This window comes from Rahnella sp. RFA10(1/100) (genome assembly GCF_004195115.1).
In the GTDB taxonomy this organism is placed as follows: domain Bacteria; phylum Pseudomonadota; class Gammaproteobacteria; order Enterobacterales; family Enterobacteriaceae; genus Rahnella; species Rahnella perminowiae.
In genome coordinates, this window is the sequence record NZ_SEWR01000003.1 from 445,044 (window position 1) to 465,804 (window position 20,761).

The following is a 20,761-nucleotide window of genomic DNA, read 5'->3' on the forward strand; positions in this document are numbered from 1 at the left end:
ATTTCGCCTATAAATTGCCCTGACGATGTGAGGTATATCGACCTTTGGTGATTGAACTCACTCTTACAAAAGACTCAGACGGCAGGAATCAGGCATGAATATAGACAGTACGATCATCAGCGGTTATCAGTCATTACAGGACATTGGCTACCTTCTGACCGGAAAACGACAGGTGCTGCTGGTCAGCGATAAGAACATTATCGGCCTGCCGCCGGTGCAATCGCTGATAGCACAGATGCAGAAAGCAGGCTGTCAGGTGACGGTAATTGATAACGTACCGCCGGAGCCAAGCCAGCATGACGTGACGGCGATCCTAAGCGCGCTGAAAAAGCCTGTCGTAGATCTGGTGATTGGCGCAGGCGGCGGCAGCGTGCTGGATGTGGCAAAACTGCTTTCCCTGCTTTGTGCGGGCGATGAAAACGTCACGCTGGAAAGCCTGCTGGCCGGTGAAAAGCCGCAGCGCCGCACCCCGTCTTTGCTGATCCCGACCACTGCCGGCACCGGGTCAGAATCCACGCCAAACGCGATTCTGGCTATCCCGGAAAAGGAAACCAAAGTCGGCATTATTACGCCAGTGATGCTGCCTGATTATGTGGCGCTGGTGCCGGAACTGACCACCAGTATGCCTGCGCACATCGCGGCCTCCACCGGCATTGATGCGCTGTGCCATCTGTTCGAATGCTTTACGTCAGTGATCGCCAGTCCGGTCAGTGACAACTTTGCCCTGGTCGGCATGAAGAAACTGTTCGCCAGTATCGAAACGGCCGTCGCTGAGCCGGGAAATCTGGCAGCACGGCTGGATATGCTGTGGGCGTCTTATTACGGCGGCGCGTCGATTGCCCATGCCGGTACGCATATGGTGCATGCGATGTCCTATCCGCTCGGCGGGAAATATCACATTCCTCATGGGATTGCGAATGCCATTCTGCTGGCACCGTGCATGGCGTTTGTACGACCGTCGGCGGTCAGTAAATTCGCCCGCGCCTGGGATTTAATTCCGGACGCTGACCGGAAATTAAGTGAGGAAGAAAAATCCTATGCGCTGGTGGAATATTTTGACGCACTGGTACATCGCCTGGATTTACCGGTCAAATTAAGCCAGCTGAATATCACACCTGACGACATTCCCTATTTGTCGCAGGGGGCAATAGAGGTACAACGTTTGATTAAAAATGTGCCCATGCCGGTTGAGAAAAACCAAATAGAAGAAATTTACCGCAGCATCAGATAACCCCTTATTTCGTATCCGATGACAACGACGTGAAGAGAATAAGATGAATAACATTACCGGAGTTTATACCGCGATTGTGACGCCCTTTTCCGCTGACGGAAAACTCGATAGCGACGCATTGCGCCAGCAGGTAAAACGCCAGAAACAGGCAGGTAATAATATTTTCTGCAACGGCACCAACGGGGAATTTTTTATGCTCAGCGAGCAGGAAAAAATTCAGGTAACAGAAATCTGTCTTGAAGCCGCAGGGGATGACACGGGCGTGATGTCGCATGTCGGCGAGATTTCTACCCGTGACACACTCAGGCTGGGCAAACAGATTGAAAAACTCGGCGTGCGCGCCGTGTCAGTGATTACACCGTGGTTTGCGGCATTGCGTCCGCAGGAACTGATCGCGCATTTTCGCGCGGTGGCCGATGCGCTGACCGTGCCGGTGTATCTCTACAATATTCCCGCCCGCACCGGCAATACGCTGACGCCAGAGGTCGTGCGTGTGCTGGCCGACCATCCGAACATCAAAGGCATTAAAGACAGCGCCGGTTCGTGGGAAAGCCTGCACGGCTTCCATGAGGTCAGTCGTCAGTTTGCGGATTTTGATGTGCTGACCGGGCCGGACTCACTGATTTACAAAGGTTTCACCGAAGGCAGTGCCGGATGTATTTCCGGTATCGCCAATATTATTCCTGCTCAGGTGAATGCCGTTTACCGCCATTGGCAGGAAAACAATGCGCCAGCGGCCGAAATCGTTCAGGCCGATATCAATCAGATCCGAACCGATCTTTACAGCATCGCATTTTCCCCGGCTGTGGTTAAAAAAGCCGTGAATCTGCTCGGTTTTAACGTGGGTGAAAGCCGGTATCCGGTCGAATTCACGCAGGACGATACACAAAAGATCCTGACCGTTATTAAGACCTTTAATTTGCGCGATTAAACGCGCCTTACACCTTCTGAATCCACCGACACCTGCGCATGAAAATCCGCAGGCAGGGTCCCCTACGCGCTGTGTGAGGAAAAAATGAAAGAATTTAGCTCATCAGATACGTTAATTATCATCGGTATAGTTCTGGCCTACATCGTGTTTACCACCTGGCTGACCTACCGGTTACGCAGTAAAACCAACGGCGATTTCATGGAAGGCTCGCGTGCAATGCCGGCCTTTATCGTCGGCGTGTTGCTGATGTCGGAATACATCGGCGCAAAATCCACCATCGGTACCGCACAGGCGGCGTTTGAAGGCGGTTTCGCCGCGTCCTGGTCGATCCTGGGTGCGGCCATCGGCTTCCCGATATTCGGTTTACTGCTGGTAAAACGCATTTATAACACCGGAAAAATCACCATTTCCGGGGCGATTGCCGAGAAGTACGGCAATACCACCAAGAACATTATTTCGCTCATCATGATTTACGCCCTGCTGCTGGTGAACGTCGGTAACTACGTCAGCGGTGCGGCGGCAATTTCCACCGTGCTGAAAGTGAACCTGCCGGTCGCGGCGTTTATCACCGCCGTGGTCAGTACGTTCTACTTCGCCTTCGGCGGCATGAAAGGCATGGCGTGGGTCACCATGTTGCACAGCGCCATCAAGTACATCGGCGTACTGATCATTCTGGGCATCGCACTGCACATGACCGGCGGCGTGATGCCGATGGTCAAAGAGATGCCTGATTTCTACTGGACGTGGGACGGCAGCATCGGTGCCAGCACCATCTTCGCGTGGCTGATCGGCACCATCGGCTCCATCTTCTGTACGCAATTCGTCATTCAGGCGATTTCATCGACCAAAAGCGCCGAGTCTGCCAAACGCGCAACCTGGGTTGCTTTCTTCTTCTGCATTCCGATTGCGCTGGCGATTGGCATGATCGGTGTCGCGGCGAAGTTTCTGCATCCTGAAATGAACAGCCTGTATGCCCTGCCAATCTTCATTCAGGACATGAATCCGTGGCTTGCCGGTCTGGTCACTACCTCGCTGGTGGCGTCGATTTTCGTCAGCGTGAGTACCGTCGCGCTGGCCATTGCCTCGCTGATTGTGAAAGATTTCTACGTGCCTTACCGCAACCCGACGCCGGAGCGCGAGTTCAAAATGACCCGCTGGCTGTCGCTGCTGATTGGCTTCCTGCCGCTGATTTTCGTGTTACTGGTGCCGGAAGTGCTGAAGCTGTCGTTCTTCACCCGCGCTATCCGTCTGTCGATTTCCGTGGTCGCGGTGATGGCCTTTTATCTGCCGTTCTTTAAAAGTGCGCGCGGTGCAAATGCCGGTCTGATTGGTGCCTGCGTAGTGACCTCCGTCTGGTACCTGCTCGGCGATCCATTTGGTATCAATAACATGTATATCGCGCTGGTCACACCGGCCATCATTATGTTGGTTGACCGTCTGATCCCACAGCGCACCAATAAAAACAAAAATGCACACATTATTCAAAAGTCTGGAGCCTTAAGATGATCACTGAAACGCTAACCGTCGAACGCAGCGGCAAAGTTCATACTGCTGAACATGACGCCGCGCGCCGTGAGGCTATGTTGCCGTCGGATTGTCCGCAAAATCATGCCGCCAATCTGCTGCCTTTACCCGACGGCAGCCTGTTATGCACATGGTTTGCCGGTACCCAGGAAGGTATCGCTGATATTTCCATTTACCTGTCGCGCCTGGAAAAAGGTGCGCAGGTCTGGAGCCGGCCGGTGAAACTTTCAGAGGATGCCAGCCGTTCCGAGCAAAATCCGGTGCTGTTTCTTGACCCGGATAATGTGCTCTGGCTGATGTACACCGCGCAGAAATCCGGCAATCAGGACACCGCGATTGTGCGTTTTCGTCAGTCCCACGACATGGGAAAAAGCTGGGGAGAAATCGGTACATTACTCGGTGAGCCCGGCACTTTTATCCGTCAGCCGGTCACCGTGCTGGCCAACGGTGACTGGCTGCTGCCGGTATTTTATTGCCGCACACAGCCCGGTGAAAAATGGGTCGGCAACAATGACGACAGCGCCGTCAAAATTTCCAGTGATAAGGGCAAAACCTGGCGTGACGTGGCAGTGCCAGAAAGCACCGGCTGCGTGCATATGAACATCACGCCGCTGCACGACGGCAGCCTGCTGGCGTTGTACCGCAGCCGCTGGGCAGATTTCATCTACCAGAGCCGTTCCGTGGATAGCGGCAATAGCTGGAGCGCGCCGCAACCGACCGCACTGCCTAACAATAACTCATCGATTCAGGTGACGACGCTCGCCAACGGGCATCTGGCGCTGGTCTTCAATAATCTCAGCGCCGCCGATGCCAGCGAACGCCGGGCCTCGCTGTATGACGAGATTGAAGATGAAGACGACGACGTACGTACCGAAACGCCGGGGGAAACCGGTGGCCGCACAGCCTTCTGGGGCGCTCCGCGCGCACCGATGACACTGGCGATTTCGGAAGACGGTGGCCGCTCGTGGCCATACCTGCGCGATCTGGAAACCGGCGATGGCTATTGCATGACCAATAACTCACAGCAAAAACTGAACCGCGAATTTTCTTATCCCAGCATCAGGCAGGGGCTGAACGGCGAACTGCATATCGCCTTCACCTACTACAGGCAGGCGATCAAATACGTCTGCGTTGAAGAATCCTGGGTAAAAGGCTGATACCGGCCCGGCCTCATTGTCAGGAGTAAGCCATGAACCCAACACCGAGTAAACACGCGCTGGTGACAGGATGCAGCTCAGGCATTGGCGAAACGGTGTGCCTGACACTGCTGGCGCAGGGCTGGAAAGTGACCGGACTGGCGCGCCGTGAAGTGAGTTTTTCTCATCCTCACTTTACCGGTATCCTGCTGGATATCACCGGCACGACACAACTGACGGCATTTCTGGAAACACTGCCTCAGGTGGATGCCGTGGTTCACGCCGCAGGCATGATGCAAGCAGCGCCGCTGGGGCAACTGGATCTGCAGGCCAGCGAAGCATTGTGGAAACTGCATATTGGCGTGGCAGAAGTGCTGGCTGACCGGCTGGTAGATAAAATGCCCGACGGCGGGCGCATCGTATTGCTGGGCAGCCGGACGTCATCGGGTGCCGCCGGTCGCAGCCAGTACGTCGCCACAAAATCCGCCATGACCGGCATGGCGCGCAGCTGGGCAGCAGAGCTGGCACCGCGCGGCATTACCGTCAATATTGTGGCTCCCGGCGCGACGCAAACCCCGATGCTGGATAATCCGCAACGGCAAAGTTCTCCGCCTAAATTGCCACCGATTGGCCGGTTTATTCAGCCCCAGGAAGTTGCCGATTTAGTCTGTTATTTACTTTCTCCTTCTGCGGCTGCGATTACCGGTCAGCAATTAATCATTTGCGGCGGCGCATCGCTGTAACTCAATAAGCAATCCTTAAGTAAAATATCCTGGCCGGTATAAAAACCGGCTATACTTCTTAAGGCAAATTAATAGTTAAAGAGTGATTAAATTTTTATTTAAGTCAAATTTATCGTCAATCGATCTAGCTATTAAGCCAAATTTAAAAAACAATACACAAACCCTAAATCAAATATAATTTATCTATAACCAATAATTTAGCTTATGGAAGATCAAAAGATCGCTTTTTTATTAAAAACAGATAAATTGCTTTAATTATCCCCGCCCGCCCATTAGCATCGCGTCATTGCTTACTAAGCAAACAGCTCCATCCACCGCAAGCAGAAATAAAACATGAAAATGATTAAATTAAAGACCGTATCCAGCCTGCTGGTCGCGAGTTCTTTATTGGTTTCCGGGGTTTCCCGGGCCGGGGAAAATTTGTTAAGCAGCAATACTGAAGGGATGCGGCACTATGTGAGTTACGGTGCTGAATATTATAAGTGGGACGAATCCGTCGATAATATGGACGGTAAATATGTTGCTGAACATGGCCCGCGCCTGCGCGTTAATTTCGGATCCAATAATTATCTTGATACGCAAAGCGGCTTATTAAAAGCCTGGGACATGAGCGTCATGTTCGGGATCGTCCGTTATAAAGGCAGTACGCTTGACGATCAGGCCAACGTGCAAAACGGATCGCTCAAGGGCAAAACCTATTACACCGGCTACAGTGCGGACATGACCCGCGGCTACCGTTACCGGGCATCCGACAGTGTTTCTTTCGATATGAAAGGCGCGCTTGGCGGCCAGGCATGGCTGAGAAATATCCGCTCTGATGATGTTTATATCGCCTCAGAAAATGCCACGCGGCAGTACACCGCCGTGGAAGTGACTGTGCAACCTTACGCTAAAGCGTCATTGGGTGCGAACTGGCAAATGACCACAGATTCACGTCTGAGTCTGGAAGGCGGTGCGCTGTATCCGATTAAAACCTGGACGCACAGCAATCAGGGCTCGGTCTGGCTGGAGCCGAAATCCAGGCTTTCGCCATTTACCAGCCTGACCTGGAATATCAACAAAGATGTTTTTGTGAAAGCCAGTTATGTGCATCAGAAATACGGTAAGTCTGACGAGAAACAAGGTGATCTGAACGGACGTACCGTCGGTTATTATCAGCCCGCGACCACCACTTCCACCGTGGGTCTGGAAGTCGGTTTCTACTTCTGATGATTTCAGCAACTCAGCGCCCCTCAAGCGGATTGTTCCGGTGTAAATAACCGGGACAATCGCTTATCTTAAAAGCCTCCTTTTCCAGAGGCTTACCTTTCTTATGGATCGTTTTGCAACGCTGTGTGGCGTTCTCGCCATTTTATTGTGGAGTATGAGCGTGGCGCTCACCCGCAGTTTGTCCGAATCTCTGGGGCCCTTTGGCGCGGCCGCGTCAATTTATACTGTCAGTGGGATTTTAGTCTGGATGGTCGGCGGCAAGCCAACGTTGCGCGGCGAATCTGCGGCCTATCTGATCATCTGCGGTCTGTTATTTATCTTTTATATGGTGGCGTTTTCGCTGGCGATTGGTCTGGCGCATACCCGTCAGCAAACGCTGGAACTCGGGTTGATCAATTATTTGTGGCCAAGTCTGACGCTGCTGTTTGCGGTACCGCTGCTGAAATTGCGCGTACGCTGGTGGATCTGGCCGGGGGCAGTACTGGCGTTTGCAGGCGTGTTATGGGCGATCAGCGGCGGTCACGGGCTGGATATTCATCAGCTAATGCGCAATGTGCACGGCAACCCGGTGGCTTATGGTCTGGCATTGGGTGCTGCCGTTTCATGGGCGCTGTATTCCAATCTGGTGCGCGTATTGTGTAAAGGTAAAGGCGTGCTACCGCTGTTTTTGCTGGCAACTGGCGGTGTGCTGTGGGCACTGTACTTCACGTATTCTTCCAGCCGTATCAGCCTGACGTTACCGGCCATTCTCGAATTGCTGGCGATGGGCGCGGTGACGGCCATTTCGTATCAGTGCTGGGATATCGCGATGAAAAAAGGCAATGCGACGCTGGTGGCCGCATTGTCGTACTTCACGCCGCTGTCATCGATTCTGATTGCCGGATTATGGCTGCACACACTGCCGGGCGCGAGTTTCTGGCCGGGGGTGCTGATGGTAGTCGGCGGTTCGCTGCTCTGCTGGACCGCCTCGCGGGGCAAGTAACTCAGCGGTAGGTTGTCACAAAAGAACGGTATTTAGCGAGGACTTGCAGGAAGTCCTCGACACCGCAAAATGCCAGACTTTCTTCGTCGTAATAGCTCATGCCTTCTTCAATCTCATCACCGTCGAAATCCAGCTGATTGGCGCGGATCATCACCTCATCGTCGGCTAACAGCAGCGTGTATTCATGGCCAACCATTTGCGTCTGGCGTTCGCTGCCTTTCAGCTCACTCAGCGCGGCTTCAACGTGATCGAGCACGCTCAGGTCGCCCTTCACTTCTTCATTCAGCCAGTGGCCCAGCACTTCGTGGCCCATTGAAAAACGCACTTTGACCTCACCGGTGATGTCGCGTAAAAAATCGTAATCCATGGCGCAGTCCTCTGGAAAAATCACAATAAAAAAGGGAGCCGAAGCTCCCTTTCAACACTGGCGCAAATATAGCGATTTAGACTGCGGTTTGGAAGATCACACCGTCAGCTTTATCCGTATATTCGCTCAGTTTGTCGAAGTTCAGATAACGGTAGGTATCCACCGCAGTCTTATCTACTTCTGCCATATAACCGAGATATTCTTCCGGTGTTGGCAGGCGACCCAGCAGGGACGCCACCGCGGCCAGTTCTGCGGAAGCCAGATAGACGTTAGCGCCATTGCCCAGACGGTTCGGGAAGTTACGGGTAGAAGTGGAAACCACGGTAGAACCGTCGGCCACACGCGCCTGGTTACCCATGCACAGTGAACAGCCCGGTATTTCTACACGCGCCCCGCTCTTACCAAAGACGCTGTAATAGCCCTCTTCAGTCAGCTGTGCCGCATCCATTTTAGTCGGTGGTGCAACCCACAGACGGGTTGGTAACGCGCCTTTATGGCTGTCGAGCAGTTTACCGGCCGCACGGAAGTGACCAATGTTAGTCATGCACGAACCGATAAAGACTTCATCGATTTTGCTGTTCTGTACGGAAGACAGCAGACGCGCATCATCCGGATCGTTCGGCGCACAAAGGATTGGCTCTTTGATGTCCGCCAGATCGATTTCGATCACAGCCGCGTATTCGGCATCCGCATCCGCTTCGAGCAGGGTAGGATTCGCCAGCCACTCTTCCATGCCTTTGATACGACGCTCAATAGTACGACGATCGCCGTAACCTTCAGAGATCATCCACTTCAGCAATACAATGTTGGAGCTGAGGTATTCTTTGATCGGTGCCTGATCCAGTTTGATCGTACAACCTGCCGCTGAACGCTCTGCAGACGCATCCGCCAGTTCAAATGCCTGTTCTACTTTCAGTTCCGGCAAGCCTTCGATTTCCAGAATACGGCCAGAGAAGAGGTTTTTCTTACCTTTCTTCTCAACGGTCAGATGGCCTTCTTTAATCGCGTAGTAAGGGATCGCATGCACCAGATCACGCAGGGTGATGCCCGGTTGCATTTTGCCCTTGAAACGCACCAGAACGGATTCCGGCATATCAAGAGGCATCACGCCGGTCGCTGCCGCAAAGGCCACCAGACCGGAACCCGCCGGGAAAGAAATCCCAATCGGGAAACGGGTATGGGAGTCACCGCCGGTGCCAACTGTATCAGGCAGCAGCATGCGGTTCAGCCAGGAGTGAATAATGCCATCGCCCGGGCGCAGTGAAACACCGCCACGGTTCATGATGAAATCAGGCAGCGTGTGATGGGTGGTCACGTCAACCGGCTTAGGATACGCCGCGGTATGACAGAATGACTGCATCACCAGATCGGCGGAGAAGCCCAGACACGCCAGGTCTTTCAGTTCATCACGGGTCATCGGACCGGTGGTGTCCTGAGAACCCACCGATGTCATTTTGGGTTCGCAATATTCGTTCGGACGAACACCGGCAACGCCACAGGCGCGGCCCACCATTTTCTGCGCCAGCGAGAAACCTTTATTGCTTGCAGCGACGGGTTTCGCAATGCGGAACACTTCGCTCTGCGGTAATTTCAGCGATTCACGGGCTTTGGTGGTTAAACCACGGCCGATGATCAATGGAATACGACCACCTGCACGCACTTCGTCGAGCAGTACGTCGGTTTTCAGTTCGAAAGTGGCGAGCACTTCGTCGGTTTCGTGGTGACGCACTTCGCCTTTGTAAGGGTAGATGTCGATGACATCGCCCATGTTCAGGTTAGACACGTCCACTTCGATCGGTAAGGCACCGGCATCTTCCATGGTGTTGAAGAAAATTGGCGCGATTTTACCGCCGAGCACCACACCGCCGCCGCGTTTGTTTGGCACATGAGGGATATCATCACCCATGAACCACAGCACGGAGTTAGTGGCTGATTTACGCGAAGAACCGGTACCGACAACGTCACCCACATAAGCCAGCGGGAAACCTTTTTTGTTCAGTTCTTCGATCTGTTTGATCGGACCGACGCTGCCCGGTTGATCCGGATGAATGCCTTCGCGTTCATTTTTCAGCATTGCCAGCGCATGCAGAGGAATATCTGGACGGGACCAGGCATCCGGAGCAGGTGACAAATCATCGGTATTGGTTTCGCCGGTCACTTTAAACACGGTGACGGTGATTTTTTCGGCCAGTTGCGGGCGCGACAGATACCATTCGGCATCCGCCCACGACTGAAGGATTTTTTTCGCGTGTTCGTTGCCCGCGTGTGCTTTTTCTTCCACATCGTAGAAGTTATCAAACATCAGCAACGTGTGGGACAGCGCTTTCGCGGCAATAGGTGCCAGCGTGTCGTTATCCAGTGCGTCGATCAGCGGGTGAATGTTGTAACCGCCCTGCATGGTGCCCAGCAGTTCAACAGCTTTTTCAGGAGTGACCAACGGAGAGGTAGTTTCGCCTTTGGCGACGGCGGCCAGGAACCCGGCTTTAACATAGGCGGCTTCGTCGACGCCCGGTGGAACACGGTTAATCAGCAGGTCTAACAGAGTGTCTTCTTCGCCTTGCGGCGGATTCTTCAGGGACTCAACCAACGCTGCCATCTGTGAAGCATCAAGTGGCTTAGGGACGATGCCCTCTGCAGCACGCTCGGCTACGTGCTTACGGTATTCTTCTAGCACGACTTTCTCCTCGCTCTCATTGTCATTTATTATGCCTGGCTTCCATCATCAGCATCGCGTCATGCCTGTAGGGACAGGGGAATTCAAGCGGTCTGATGAATCGGGGACACTGCGGGTAAGAGGGTTTCTTGTTCTGAAACTATACGTCCTGAACCTGAGCACAGTGCCCTTTAGCGCCTGGGCAGCATAGCAGGATTTTGCCCGCTTGTTAATTCGTTCACATAAAAGCAACATTAAATCTTTGCTGAATCGTTGAGCACAGACGGATCGGCTGTTCATCCCGATTCGCCCTCCAGATCATCACAACAACCCTGATCATACAAGGGAATAAATGGCAGTAAATGCAGAAAAAAGACACCAAAAAACCGCCCAAAAGGACGGTCGATTTGTCTCTTCGATGTGCTGGCAGATAAGTGCTTCCTGAACAGAAAGTGAGTGAAAAGCAATCTTATAACTGCCGAACTTATCTTCGGATCGCAAAACACAACATTGGCAGGAAATACTTATTGCTCGGAAAAATAACTTCGCTATATGTTTTTGAATATTGATTTATTACTGATTACTCAGAAAGAAAGTTACAGTTTATTTAATGCAAAAAATTTATGATGGTAGTTTAACTATTGATATTTAGTATGAAAGTTAAGGAGTATTGAAATGATGGGATGCAATGGTAATGTGGCATTTGACCAGTACGCAAAAAACCAAATTTACCTTTCAATAAACAGGCAACTGATATTTTCGACAACGCATGGCACAGAACATGATTTCTGGAAGTGCATGGAAAAAGCGTTTAAATAACAAGGAACGTTCAGTATGAAAAAAATCCTCCTGATGTTGATGCTCACGATGGCATCCCCTTGCTTTGCGCATATCAATGAAGACATCGAATATAGCCGTGATAAGTACCTTTTAGCCTACAAGAACCTCAACACTAAACTAGAGGAATGTTTGACAGAAATGAAATCCCTGCCGTTTATTACTTCTGCGGATATCAAGGGTTTTGATAAACGAACGGTAAGCATAGCCGTTTTATACCTTGGCACAGCCCAAATCGATCAATGCGCCGGGGATGAACATCATCAGTTTATGATCAGGGCATTTGACTACTACGCTGCACTTACAGAAGTCAGCGTCTACAGCCAACAAATAAAAACACTTCATAATGATATCTTTGCCCTTTTACCTGCCGGAAATATAAGGTTAGAAAGAGAATATGAAAGCTTTCCTTTAAAAACCAGAACGGAGCTTGAAGCACGCTTAAAAAATAAAAACCTCCGATCCTACCCCTCATTTCAAAGCAGCCCGCAGTATGATTTTGATGATAAATAGGCCGACGCCATCGTACATATCGTATTTTTTATCAGAACAAACCTCACTTCAGGTCGTTTGCAAGGGCGACCTTTTTCAGTAATAAATCATCGTAAACGTCGCCGTGCCATTCGCACTACCGCTGCTGAGTGTTTGCCCGTTGAGATAGTAGCGGGCAAAAAAAGGAATACTCAGGTTTCCTTCACTGGCCGAAGGGGTGATTGCCCATTGTTGCCCGAGGTTTACAGGCGTTGTGTCGCCTTTCAGTATCTGATAGTTGAGACTGCTGTCCAGGTTACCCAGCGATGTGTTGCGCGTATCGCAACTTACCCCGCCGCCAACCACACGTTGCCCACTGGAGTTAGTCAGGGCAATACCGCCCCCCTTGACGCCGGTGGAGTAAACCCCAGGGAAACCCGCGATTTCTGTACCGTTTCCGTAGTAACAGGCGATGATCGGGTCGCCGGAGAGTTCGTTGCTGCCACTCGTACCGCAAGTACCGCTCACATTGAAAGTATGCTGACTTCCGGGAATATCCGCCCCAACAGGCAAAGAAGATGTCACCGCAACTGAACTTCAATCCCAGGACTGCGGCATGGCCGGAGCGGTAGAACAGACCGCCCATAATTTGCCAGAAAACAGGGCCAGAAACTGGTTCTGGTCGCTGCCGCCCGTGTTTTGCCAGGTACTGGCACCGCTGAGGTTGTAGTTGAGCAGCAAGGCCGGTGCGCCTTCATCCCATAATTCCGGGCTGACCGCGCCCCTTGCCAGCGTGTCGAGTAATTCCTGAGGAAGGGTGATCAGTAATTTCTGATGGGAAAAATCAAAATGGACGACCACGCCGGACATCAGGGTAGCGAAATCCTCCACCGGTTTCTGTGCCGGCCAGTCGCGTAATGCCGAAATGCTGCCGGTTTTCAGCCCCAGGGTCTGCCATTCTGCCGGGGTGAATAACGGCGACAGCGTCTGGTCCTTCAGGGCAATAAAGGTCACATCCTGCCGCCCTTTCAGCATGTCGTTGACCCACACATCCACACGGTAAATACCCGGCGTCTGTCCGCCCGCACGGGAAAATTGCAGTTGCCGCCAGGCGCTTTGTCCTGCGGGGGTGAGCAACGCCGCGGGGCGATAAAAAAGCTTCAGTCGGGTCTTCACCACGATTTGCAATAAACCGGCAGGGGATTCTTCAGGCAGGCGGGGAATGGCTTTGATGTTCAGCCAGAACAGGGATTCGCGATCGTCGGGTAATATGCCGCCGGTGCGGATAATCCGCAGGCTGTTATCTTCTCCGGCATTCAGGCGGAATAGTGCAAAAAAAAACGCCTCCGGAGAGGCGTTCATCAGCAAAAGCCAAAGATTACTTTTTCTTGGCTTTCGGGTTTGGCAGGTCAGTAATGCTGCCTTCGTAGATTTCTGCTGCCAGACCCACAGACTCATGCAGCGTCGGGTGAGCATGGATGGTCAGCGCGATATCTTCTGCATCACAACCCATTTCGATAGCCAGGCCGATCTCGCCCAGCAGCTCGCCGCCGTTGGTACCGACAATTGCACCACCGATAACACGGTGAGATTCTTTGTCGAAGATCAGTTTGGTCATACCGTCTGCACAGTCGGACGCGATAGCACGGCCTGAAGCTGCCCACGGGAAGGTGGCGGTTTCGTAGCTGATGCCTTTCTCTTTCGCTTCTTTCTCCGTCAGGCCAACCCAGGCAACTTCCGGCTCAGTGTAGGCGATGGATGGAATGACTTTCGGATCAAAGTAGTGTTTCTTGCCGGAGATAACTTCGGCAGCCACGTGACCTTCGTGAACACCTTTGTGTGCCAGCATTGGCTGACCGACGATATCGCCGATAGCAAAGATATGTGGCACGTTGGTGCGCATTTGTTTGTCGACGTGGATGAAACCACGGTCGTCCACTTCGATACCTGCAGCGCCTGCTTCCAGCAGTTTGCCGTTAGGTACGCGGCCGATAGCCACCAGCACGGCGTCGTACCGCTGTGGTTCTGCCGGGGCTTTTTTACCTTCCATCGTGACGTAGATACCATCTTCTTTGGCTTCTACTGCGGTCACTTTGGTTTCCAGCATCAGGTTGAATTGCTTGCTGATTTTCTTAGTGAAGACTTTCACGACGTCTTTATCAGCCGCAGGGATCACCTGATCGAACATTTCTACCACATCAATCTGAGAACCCAGTGCGTGGTAAACGGTGCCCATTTCCAGACCGATAATACCGCCGCCCATCACCAGCAAACGCTCAGGGACGCTTTTCAGCTCCAGGGCATCAGTGGAATCCCAGACACGTGGATCATCATGTGGAATGAATGGCAGTTTGATTGGACGGGAACCCGCCGCAATGATGGCATTGTCGAAAGTGATGGTCGTCGGACCATTTTCGCCTTCAACAACCAGAGTATTCGCGCCAGTAAATTTGCCCAGCCCGTTCACGACTTTGACTTTACGGCCTTTCGCCATACCGGACAGACCGCCGGTCAGCTGGTTGATAACTTTTTCTTTCCAGACGCGGACTTTATCGATGTCCGTTTTCGGCTCGCCGAAAACAATACCATGTTCAGCCAGTGCTTTTGCTTCAGAGATCACTTTCGCGACATGCAGCAGAGCTTTAGAAGGGATACAACCTACGTTCAGGCACACGCCACCGAGCGTGGAATAACGCTCAACCAGAACGGTTTCAAGACCTAAATCAGCGCAACGGAAAGCAGCAGAATAGCCCGCAGGGCCAGCCCCAAGTACCACGACCTGAGTTTTAATTTCAGTACTCATCATGACCTCTTAATTTATGTCCGGCGGGTCTGACGTCATTTTTGTGTTGCAACGCCCATCATCCACCGGGTCGTTCTATCCGCCCGCAGTTTACAAAATTGTTAACAAATTTGAAACAACAAACGGCATACGATTTGTGCTTAGTGCCTGAAAATCCCAAACAGCATGAAGAGATTATCAGAAAAAAGCCGGCCGTCTGGCCGGCTTTTTCGCTTACATCACCAGACGGCGAATGTCAGACAACACGTTGTTGATGATGGTAATGAAGCGCGCACCATCAGCCCCGTCAATCACACGGTGGTCGAAGGAGAGCGACATTGGCATCATCAGACGCGGTGTGAACTCTTTACCGTTCCAGACTGGCTCAATGGCAGACTTGGAGACACCCAGGATAGCCACTTCCGGCGCATTAACGATTGGCGCGAAATGGGTCGTCCCGATACCGCCGAGGCTGGAGATGGTGAAGCAACCGCCCTGCATTTCACCGGCAGTCAGCTTACCGTCACGGGCTTTCTTGGAGATCGCCATCAGCTCACGGGACAACTCGGCGATGCCTTTTTTGTTCACGTCTTTGAAGACCGGAACAACCAGACCGTTTGGCGTATCGACCGCCACACCGATGTTGATGTATTTTTTCAGCGTCAGTTTCTGACCATCTTCGGACAGAGAACTGTTGAAGCGAGGCATCTGCTCAAGCGCAGCCGCAACGGCTTTCATGATGAAGACCACCGGCGTGAATTTCACGTCCAGTTTGCGTTTAGCGGCTTCATCGTTCTGCTGTTTACGGAACGCTTCCAGCTCAGTGATATCGGTTTTGTCGAAATGCGTAACATGCGGGATCATCACCCAGTTACGGCTCAGGTTCGCACCAGAGATTTTCTGGATACGGCCCAGTTCGACTTCTTCAATTTCACCGAATTTGCTGAAGTCCACTTTCGGCCAAGGCAACATGCCAGGAAGACCGCCACTCGTTGCGGCTGCCGGCGCGGCTTCCGCACGTTTGACCGCATCTTTCACGTAAGTCTGAACGTCTTCGCGCAGGATACGACCTTTACGGCCAGTCCCTTTCACTTTCGCCAGGTTAACGCCGAATTCACGGGCCAGACGACGGATAACCGGCGTGGCGTGAACGTAAGCGTCGTTCTCAGTGAATTCGCCTTTGCTCTCTGCTTTAACAGCAGGTGCAGCGGCTTTTTGTTCCTGTTTCGCCGGGGCAGCCGCTTCTTCTTTCTTAGCCGCCGGAGCAGCAGGCGCAGCGCCTTCTACTTCAAAGACCATGATCAGAGAACCGGTGCTGACTTTATCGCCCGCCGCGATTTTGATTTCTTTCACCGTGCCCGCGAACGGTGCCGGGACTTCCATTGAGGCTTTGTCGCCTTCAACGGTGATCAGTGACTGTTCAGCACTGATTTTGTCGCCGACTTTCACCATGATTTCAGTGACTTCCACTTCGTCGCCACCGATATCAGGTACATTCACTTCTTTGCTGCCGGACTGAGCCGGAGCCGCAGGTGCCGCGTCTGATTTGGTTTCTGCAGCAGCGGCAGGTGCGGCTGCACCCGAGCCTGCCACGTCGAAGACCATGATCAGAGAGCCGGTGCTGACTTTATCGCCCGCAGCGATTTTGATCTCTTTTACTTTACCCGCGAACGGTGCAGGGACTTCCATAGAAGCTTTATCGCCTTCTACGGTGATCAGCGATTGTTCCGCTTCGACTGTGTCACCCACTTTCACCATGATTTCAGTGACTTCTACTTCATCGCCACCGATATCAGGCACGTTCACTTCTTTGCTTTCGCTGGAAGCAGGTGCGGCGGCAGGCGCTTTCTCTTCTGCTTTGGCTTCCTGTTTCGCAGGTGCCGCATCAGCAGCACCATCAGCGGCGTCGAAGATCATGATCAGTTTGCCGGTTTCAACGGTATCGCCAACCGCAACTTTAATTTCTTTGACCACGCCAGCCTGTGGAGAAGGCACTTCCATAGAAGCTTTATCGCCCTCAACGGTGATCAGCGATTGTTCAGCTTCAACTTTATCGCCCACCTTCACCATGATTTCGGTGACTTCCACTGCATCTGCACCGATATCCGGTACGTTAATTTCAATAGCCATCTGTCTTTACCTCTTATGCCAGACGCGGGTTAACTTTTTCTGGATTGATATCGAATTTCTTAATGGCTTCAGCCACTACAGACGTTTCGATTTCGCCGCGTTTAGCCAATTCACCCAGCGCAGCAACCACAACGTACGATGCATCCACTTCGAAGTGGTGACGCAGGTTTTCGCGGCTGTCTGAACGACCGAAGCCATCCGTACCCAGAACGCGATAATCACTGGCCGGAACGTATGTACGAACCTGTTCAGCAAACAGTTTCATGTAGTCAGTTGACGCTACCGCTGGCGCATCGCTCATTACCTGGGCGATGTACGGAACGCGTGGTGTTTCGGTTGGATGCAGCATATTCCAGCGCTCACAATCCTGACCGTCGCGGGCCAGTTCAGTGAAGGAGGTCACGCTGTAAACGTCAGAACCTACGCCATAATCTTTGGACAGGATCTCAGCGGCTTCACGTACGTGACGCAGGATAGAACCTGAGCCCAGCAGCTGCACTTTACCTTTGCTACCTTCCAGCGTATCTAACTTGTAGATACCCTTACGGATGCCTTCTTCCGCGCCTTCTGGCATGGCTGGCATGTGGTAGTTTTCGTTCAGCGTGGTGATGTAATAATAAATGTTTTCCTGCGCTTCACCGTACATACGTACCAGACCATCATGCATGATGACAGCCACTTCGTAAGCGTAAGACGGGTCGTAAGAAATACAGTTAGGGATAGTCAGAGACTGAATGTGGCTGTGGCCATCTTCATGCTGCAGACCTTCACCGTTGAGGGTAGTACGACCTGAAGTACCGCCGATCAGGAAGCCACGCGCCTGTTGGTCACCCGCTGCCCAGCACAGGTCGCCGATACGCTGGAAACCAAACATAGAGTAGTAGATGTAGAACGGGATCATTGGCAGATCGTTGGTGCTGTAAGACGTCGCTGCGGCCAGCCATGAAGATGCGGCACCCAGTTCGTTGATACCTTCCTGCAGGATCTGACCTTTCTCGTCTTCTTTATAGTAAGCAACCTGCTCACGGTCCTGCGGGGTGTATTGCTGACCGTTCGGGCTGTAAATACCAATCTGACGGAACAGACCTTCCATACCGAAAGTACGCGCTTCATCGGCGATGATCGGGACCAGACGGTCTTTAATGGAGTCGTTTTTCAGCATCACGTTCAGGGCACGGACGAAGGCGATAGTGGTAGAGATCTCTTTCTTCTGCTCTTCCAGCAGTGGTGAGAAATCTTCCAGTTTCGGCATTTCCAGCTTCTGAGTGAAGTTTGGCAGACGAGTCGGCAGGTAGCCTTTCAGCGCAGCACGACGCTCATGCAGGTATTTGTATTCTGCAGAGTCTTTTTCCAGCGTGATGTACGGCAGTTTTTCCAGATTTTCATCGGTGACTGGCACACTGAAACGATCACGGATATAGCGCACGCCATCCATGTTCATTTTCTTCACCTGGTGAGCAATGTTTTTACCTTCGGCAGCGTCGCCCATGCCATAACCTTTAATGGTATGCGCAAGGATAACGGTCGGCTGGCCTTTGGTATTCTGTGCTTTGTTCAGTGCAGCGAAAACTTTCTTCGGATCATGACCACCACGGTTCAGTGCCCAGATTTCGTCGTCGGTCATGTCTTTGACCAGCGCCGCAGTTTCAGGGTATTTACCGAAGAAATGGTCACGAACGTATTTACCGTCGCGGGACTTGAAGGTCTGATAGTCGCCATCAACGGTTTCGTTCATCAGCTGGATCAGTTTACCGCTGGTGTCTTTACGCAGCAGTTCATCCCAACGGTTGCCCCAGATCACTTTAATCACGTTCCAGCCAGCGCCTGAGAAGATGCCGTCAAGTTCGTTGATGATTTTACCGTTGCCGGTTACCGGGCCATCAAGACGCTGTAAGTTACAGTTGATGATGAAGCACAGGTTATCCAGTTTCTCACGGGTCGCGATGGTGATCGCACCTTTGGATTCTGGTTCGTCCATTTCACCGTCGCCCAGGAATGCGTAAACGCGCTGTGCGGAGGTATCTTTCAGGCCACGGTGTTCCAGATATTTCAGGAACTTAGCCTGGTAGATGGCACCAATCGGGCCCAACCCCATCGATACCGTCGGGAACTGCCAGAATTCAGGCATCAGTTTAGGGTGCGGATAAGAAGACAGACCTTTACCGTGAACTTCCTGACGGAAATTGTTCATCTGCTCTTCAGTCAGACGGCCTTCAAGGAAAGCACGTGCATATACGCCCGGAGAAATGTGGCCCTGGAAGTACACCAGATCGCCGCCGTCTTTTTCGTTGCGCGCGCGGAAGAAGTGGTTGAAACACACTTCATAAACAGTCGCAGAAGACTGGAAGGAAGCCATGTGACCACCGAGTTCCAGATCTTTCTTGGAGGCACGCAGAACGGTCATGATGGCGTTCCAGCGGATAGCGGTACGAATATTACGTTCCAGCTCCAGGTTACCCGGGTATTCAGGTTCGTCTTCAACAGCGATGGTATTGACGTAGTTACGGCTGGCTGCGCCAGCAGCGACGCTTACGCCGCCCTTACGCGCTTCACTGAGAACCTGATCGATCAGGAACTGTGCACGCTCAACACCTTCTTCACGGATGACCGATTCGATCGCTTGTAGCCAGTCGCGAGTTTCGATCGGATCCACGTCATTATTTACACGTTCTGACATGGTGCTTTTCCTTATCTGTCTCTAATACGTTGGTTTATCTGGAGCCTGTCTTCCTGCACTCTTTCAAAAATGCGCTTCGCCGCTAAGAGAGCGCACGAAGACAGGCCCGTCATGTAGTTGCCGTGAGCCCTCAAATGAGGGCTCTAAAAATTAACCCTGATGGTTAACTTTCATCTTTTCGTTGCTGGAGTCGTCGTAAAGACCGATCCCGCCGGGTGTGTTCCCTGCTGAGATCCAGCAAAACTTCTTCAATGAACGCCAGGTGACGGTGAGATGCGGCACGCGCTATTTCTGGTTCCCGTGCAACAATCGCCTCGAAAATACTGGCGCGGTGGTTGCTTACTGTCGCCAGCATTTCCCGGCGTGAGTAAAGCAATTCAAAGTTCTGTCGAACATTCTTCTCGAGCATTGGCCCCATACAGCGGACCAGGTGCAGCAGCACCACATTATGGGCTGCTTCTGTTACAGCGACCTGATACTGCATAACCGCATCGGCTTCTGCATCCAGATCTCCGCTGTCTTGTGCGGTCTGAATAACCACATGACAATCGCGAATGCGCTGCAGATCTTCCTCTGTGCCACGAAGCGCCGCGTAATACGCAGCGATCCCTTCAAGGGCATGTCGTGTTTCAAGGAGATCGAATTGTGATTCAGGATGGTCGGCCAGTAACTCGGCCAGCGGATCACTCACGCTTTGCCACAGGTTACTTTGTACGAAAGTGCCACCACCCTGACGGCGCAGGAGTAGCCCCTTCCCTTCCAGGCTTTGGATTGCCTCTCTGAGAGAAGGTCGCGATACATCAAACTGTTTGGCCAGTTCGCGCTCTGGCGGAAGCTTTTCCCCAGGCCTCAAGGTGCCTTCGAGGATCAGAAACTCAAGTTGCTGCTCGATCACATCGGATAACTTAGGCTGTCGGATTTTGCTGTAAGCCATATATGTGCGGTTCTCTGCGAGTAGCGACTCTGTAAGTTGCCGGAGTCAATTGGTAATACCAATTTAAAAAACGTGGCCGTAAAGTAACAAAGTATTCACCTTGTGTCCATATGGCTACCCAGTAAATGCGTCGACCCCGCACATTTTAACAAAT

16 protein-coding genes are annotated in these 20,761 nt (G+C 52.3%); 8 read left to right on the plus strand and 8 right to left on the minus strand.

Features of this window, described 5'->3' with window-relative positions; translation table 11 throughout:
• Positions 1–94 precede the first annotated feature (94 nt).
• The 7 genes from ETV65_RS12560 to yddG all read left to right on the plus strand — a co-directional run bounded on the left by ETV65_RS12560 (position 95) and on the right by yddG (position 7,756).
• The gene (locus ETV65_RS12560; RefSeq protein WP_129953165.1) at positions 95–1,231 is read left to right on the plus strand and encodes an iron-containing alcohol dehydrogenase; all 1,137 of its coding nucleotides are present in this window, start codon (positions 95–97) and stop codon (positions 1,229–1,231) included.
• 43 nt (positions 1,232–1,274) lie between these two features.
• On the plus strand, positions 1,275–2,162 hold the full coding sequence (locus ETV65_RS12565) for a dihydrodipicolinate synthase family protein (RefSeq protein ID WP_129953166.1): 888 nt from the start codon (positions 1,275–1,277) through the stop codon (positions 2,160–2,162).
• Positions 2,163–2,246: 84 nt separating this feature from the next.
• On the plus strand, positions 2,247–3,668 hold the full coding sequence (locus ETV65_RS12570) for a sodium:solute symporter family protein (protein WP_129953167.1): 1,422 nt from the start codon (positions 2,247–2,249) through the stop codon (positions 3,666–3,668).
• Complete coding sequence (locus ETV65_RS12575) at positions 3,665–4,843, plus strand: exo-alpha-sialidase (protein ID WP_129953168.1); 1,179 nt, start codon at positions 3,665–3,667, stop codon at positions 4,841–4,843. The genes ETV65_RS12570 and ETV65_RS12575 overlap by 4 nt, the downstream gene beginning before the upstream one ends.
• A gap of 32 nt (positions 4,844–4,875) precedes the next feature.
• A complete protein-coding gene (locus tag ETV65_RS12580; protein ID WP_129953169.1) occupies positions 4,876–5,565 on the plus strand; it encodes an SDR family oxidoreductase in 690 nt (229 codons plus the stop codon).
• 333 nt (positions 5,566–5,898) lie between these two features.
• The gene (locus tag ETV65_RS12585) at positions 5,899–6,774 is read left to right on the plus strand and encodes a hypothetical protein (RefSeq protein ID WP_129953170.1); all 876 of its coding nucleotides are present in this window, start codon (positions 5,899–5,901) and stop codon (positions 6,772–6,774) included.
• A gap of 103 nt (positions 6,775–6,877) precedes the next feature.
• On the plus strand, positions 6,878–7,756 hold the full coding sequence (yddG, locus tag ETV65_RS12590; protein ID WP_129953171.1) for an aromatic amino acid DMT transporter YddG: 879 nt from the start codon (positions 6,878–6,880) through the stop codon (positions 7,754–7,756).
• Between the two features lies 1 nt (position 7,757).
• Here the strand turns inward: yddG and yacL are convergent, their stop codons facing one another.
• Both yacL and acnB read right to left on the minus strand, forming a co-directional pair.
• Complete coding sequence (gene yacL / locus ETV65_RS12595; protein WP_129953172.1) at positions 7,758–8,123, minus strand: protein YacL; 366 nt, start codon at positions 8,121–8,123, stop codon at positions 7,758–7,760.
• 76 nt (positions 8,124–8,199) lie between these two features.
• Positions 8,200–10,797: a bifunctional aconitate hydratase 2/2-methylisocitrate dehydratase gene (acnB, locus tag ETV65_RS12600; RefSeq protein WP_129953173.1), complete on the minus strand. Its 2,598-nt coding sequence runs from the start codon at positions 10,795–10,797 to the stop codon at positions 8,200–8,202.
• Positions 10,798–11,610: 813 nt separating this feature from the next.
• Here acnB and ETV65_RS12605 point away from each other — a divergent pair.
• Positions 11,611–12,126 (plus strand): hypothetical protein, encoded by a 516-nt coding sequence (locus tag ETV65_RS12605; protein ID WP_129953174.1) that lies wholly within the window; start codon positions 11,611–11,613, stop codon positions 12,124–12,126.
• Between the two features lie 75 nt (positions 12,127–12,201).
• Here ETV65_RS12605 and ETV65_RS25010 read toward each other — a convergent pair whose 3' ends face one another.
• The 6 genes from ETV65_RS25010 to pdhR form a co-directional block, all read right to left on the minus strand.
• Complete coding sequence (locus ETV65_RS25010; protein WP_240782834.1) at positions 12,202–12,612, minus strand: hypothetical protein; 411 nt, start codon at positions 12,610–12,612, stop codon at positions 12,202–12,204.
• A 69-nt stretch (positions 12,613–12,681) separates the two neighbouring features.
• Complete coding sequence (locus tag ETV65_RS25325; protein WP_129953175.1) at positions 12,682–13,446, minus strand: FimD/PapC N-terminal domain-containing protein; 765 nt, start codon at positions 13,444–13,446, stop codon at positions 12,682–12,684.
• Between the two features lie 16 nt (positions 13,447–13,462).
• The gene (gene lpdA / locus ETV65_RS12620) at positions 13,463–14,887 is read right to left on the minus strand and encodes a dihydrolipoyl dehydrogenase (RefSeq protein WP_013576983.1); all 1,425 of its coding nucleotides are present in this window, start codon (positions 14,885–14,887) and stop codon (positions 13,463–13,465) included.
• A 213-nt stretch (positions 14,888–15,100) separates the two neighbouring features.
• Entirely contained in the window at positions 15,101–16,996 is a 1,896-nt protein-coding gene (aceF, locus tag ETV65_RS12630; RefSeq protein WP_129953177.1) for a pyruvate dehydrogenase complex dihydrolipoyllysine-residue acetyltransferase, read from the minus strand.
• A 13-nt stretch (positions 16,997–17,009) separates the two neighbouring features.
• Positions 17,010–19,673 carry a pyruvate dehydrogenase (acetyl-transferring), homodimeric type gene (gene aceE / locus ETV65_RS12635; RefSeq protein ID WP_129953178.1) on the minus strand — a complete coding sequence of 888 codons (2,664 nt, stop codon included), beginning with the start codon at positions 19,671–19,673 and terminating at the stop codon, positions 17,010–17,012.
• A 163-nt stretch (positions 19,674–19,836) separates the two neighbouring features.
• The gene (pdhR, locus tag ETV65_RS12640) at positions 19,837–20,607 is read right to left on the minus strand and encodes a pyruvate dehydrogenase complex transcriptional repressor PdhR (protein ID WP_013576986.1); all 771 of its coding nucleotides are present in this window, start codon (positions 20,605–20,607) and stop codon (positions 19,837–19,839) included.
• Between the last annotated feature and the right edge of the window lie 154 nt (positions 20,608–20,761).

Excerpts from the sequence above, each read along its gene's own strand:
- ETV65_RS12560 (WP_129953165.1), top strand. The coding sequence starts at position 95 with ATGAATATAGACAGTACGATCATCAGCGGTTATCAGTCATTACAGGAC.
- ETV65_RS12565 (WP_129953166.1), top strand. The coding sequence starts at position 1,275 with ATGAATAACATTACCGGAGTTTATACCGCGATTGTGACGCCCTTTTCC.
- ETV65_RS12570 (WP_129953167.1), top strand. The coding sequence starts at position 2,247 with ATGAAAGAATTTAGCTCATCAGATACGTTAATTATCATCGGTATAGTT.
- ETV65_RS12575 (WP_129953168.1), top strand. The coding sequence starts at position 3,665 with ATGATCACTGAAACGCTAACCGTCGAACGCAGCGGCAAAGTTCATACT.
- ETV65_RS12580 (WP_129953169.1), top strand. The coding sequence starts at position 4,876 with ATGAACCCAACACCGAGTAAACACGCGCTGGTGACAGGATGCAGCTCA.
- ETV65_RS12585 (WP_129953170.1), top strand. The coding sequence starts at position 5,899 with ATGAAAATGATTAAATTAAAGACCGTATCCAGCCTGCTGGTCGCGAGT.
- yddG (WP_129953171.1), top strand. The coding sequence starts at position 6,878 with ATGGATCGTTTTGCAACGCTGTGTGGCGTTCTCGCCATTTTATTGTGG.
- yacL (WP_129953172.1), bottom strand. The coding sequence starts at position 8,123 with ATGGATTACGATTTTTTACGCGACATCACCGGTGAGGTCAAAGTGCGT.
- ETV65_RS12605 (WP_129953174.1), top strand. The coding sequence starts at position 11,611 with ATGAAAAAAATCCTCCTGATGTTGATGCTCACGATGGCATCCCCTTGC.
- ETV65_RS25325 (WP_129953175.1), bottom strand. The coding sequence starts at position 13,446 with ATGAACGCCTCTCCGGAGGCGTTTTTTTTTGCACTATTCCGCCTGAAT.
- lpdA (WP_013576983.1), bottom strand. The coding sequence starts at position 14,887 with ATGAGTACTGAAATTAAAACTCAGGTCGTGGTACTTGGGGCTGGCCCT.
- aceF (WP_129953177.1), bottom strand. The coding sequence starts at position 16,996 with ATGGCTATTGAAATTAACGTACCGGATATCGGTGCAGATGCAGTGGAA.
- aceE (WP_129953178.1), bottom strand. The coding sequence starts at position 19,673 with ATGTCAGAACGTGTAAATAATGACGTGGATCCGATCGAAACTCGCGAC.
- pdhR (WP_013576986.1), bottom strand. The coding sequence starts at position 20,607 with ATGGCTTACAGCAAAATCCGACAGCCTAAGTTATCCGATGTGATCGAG.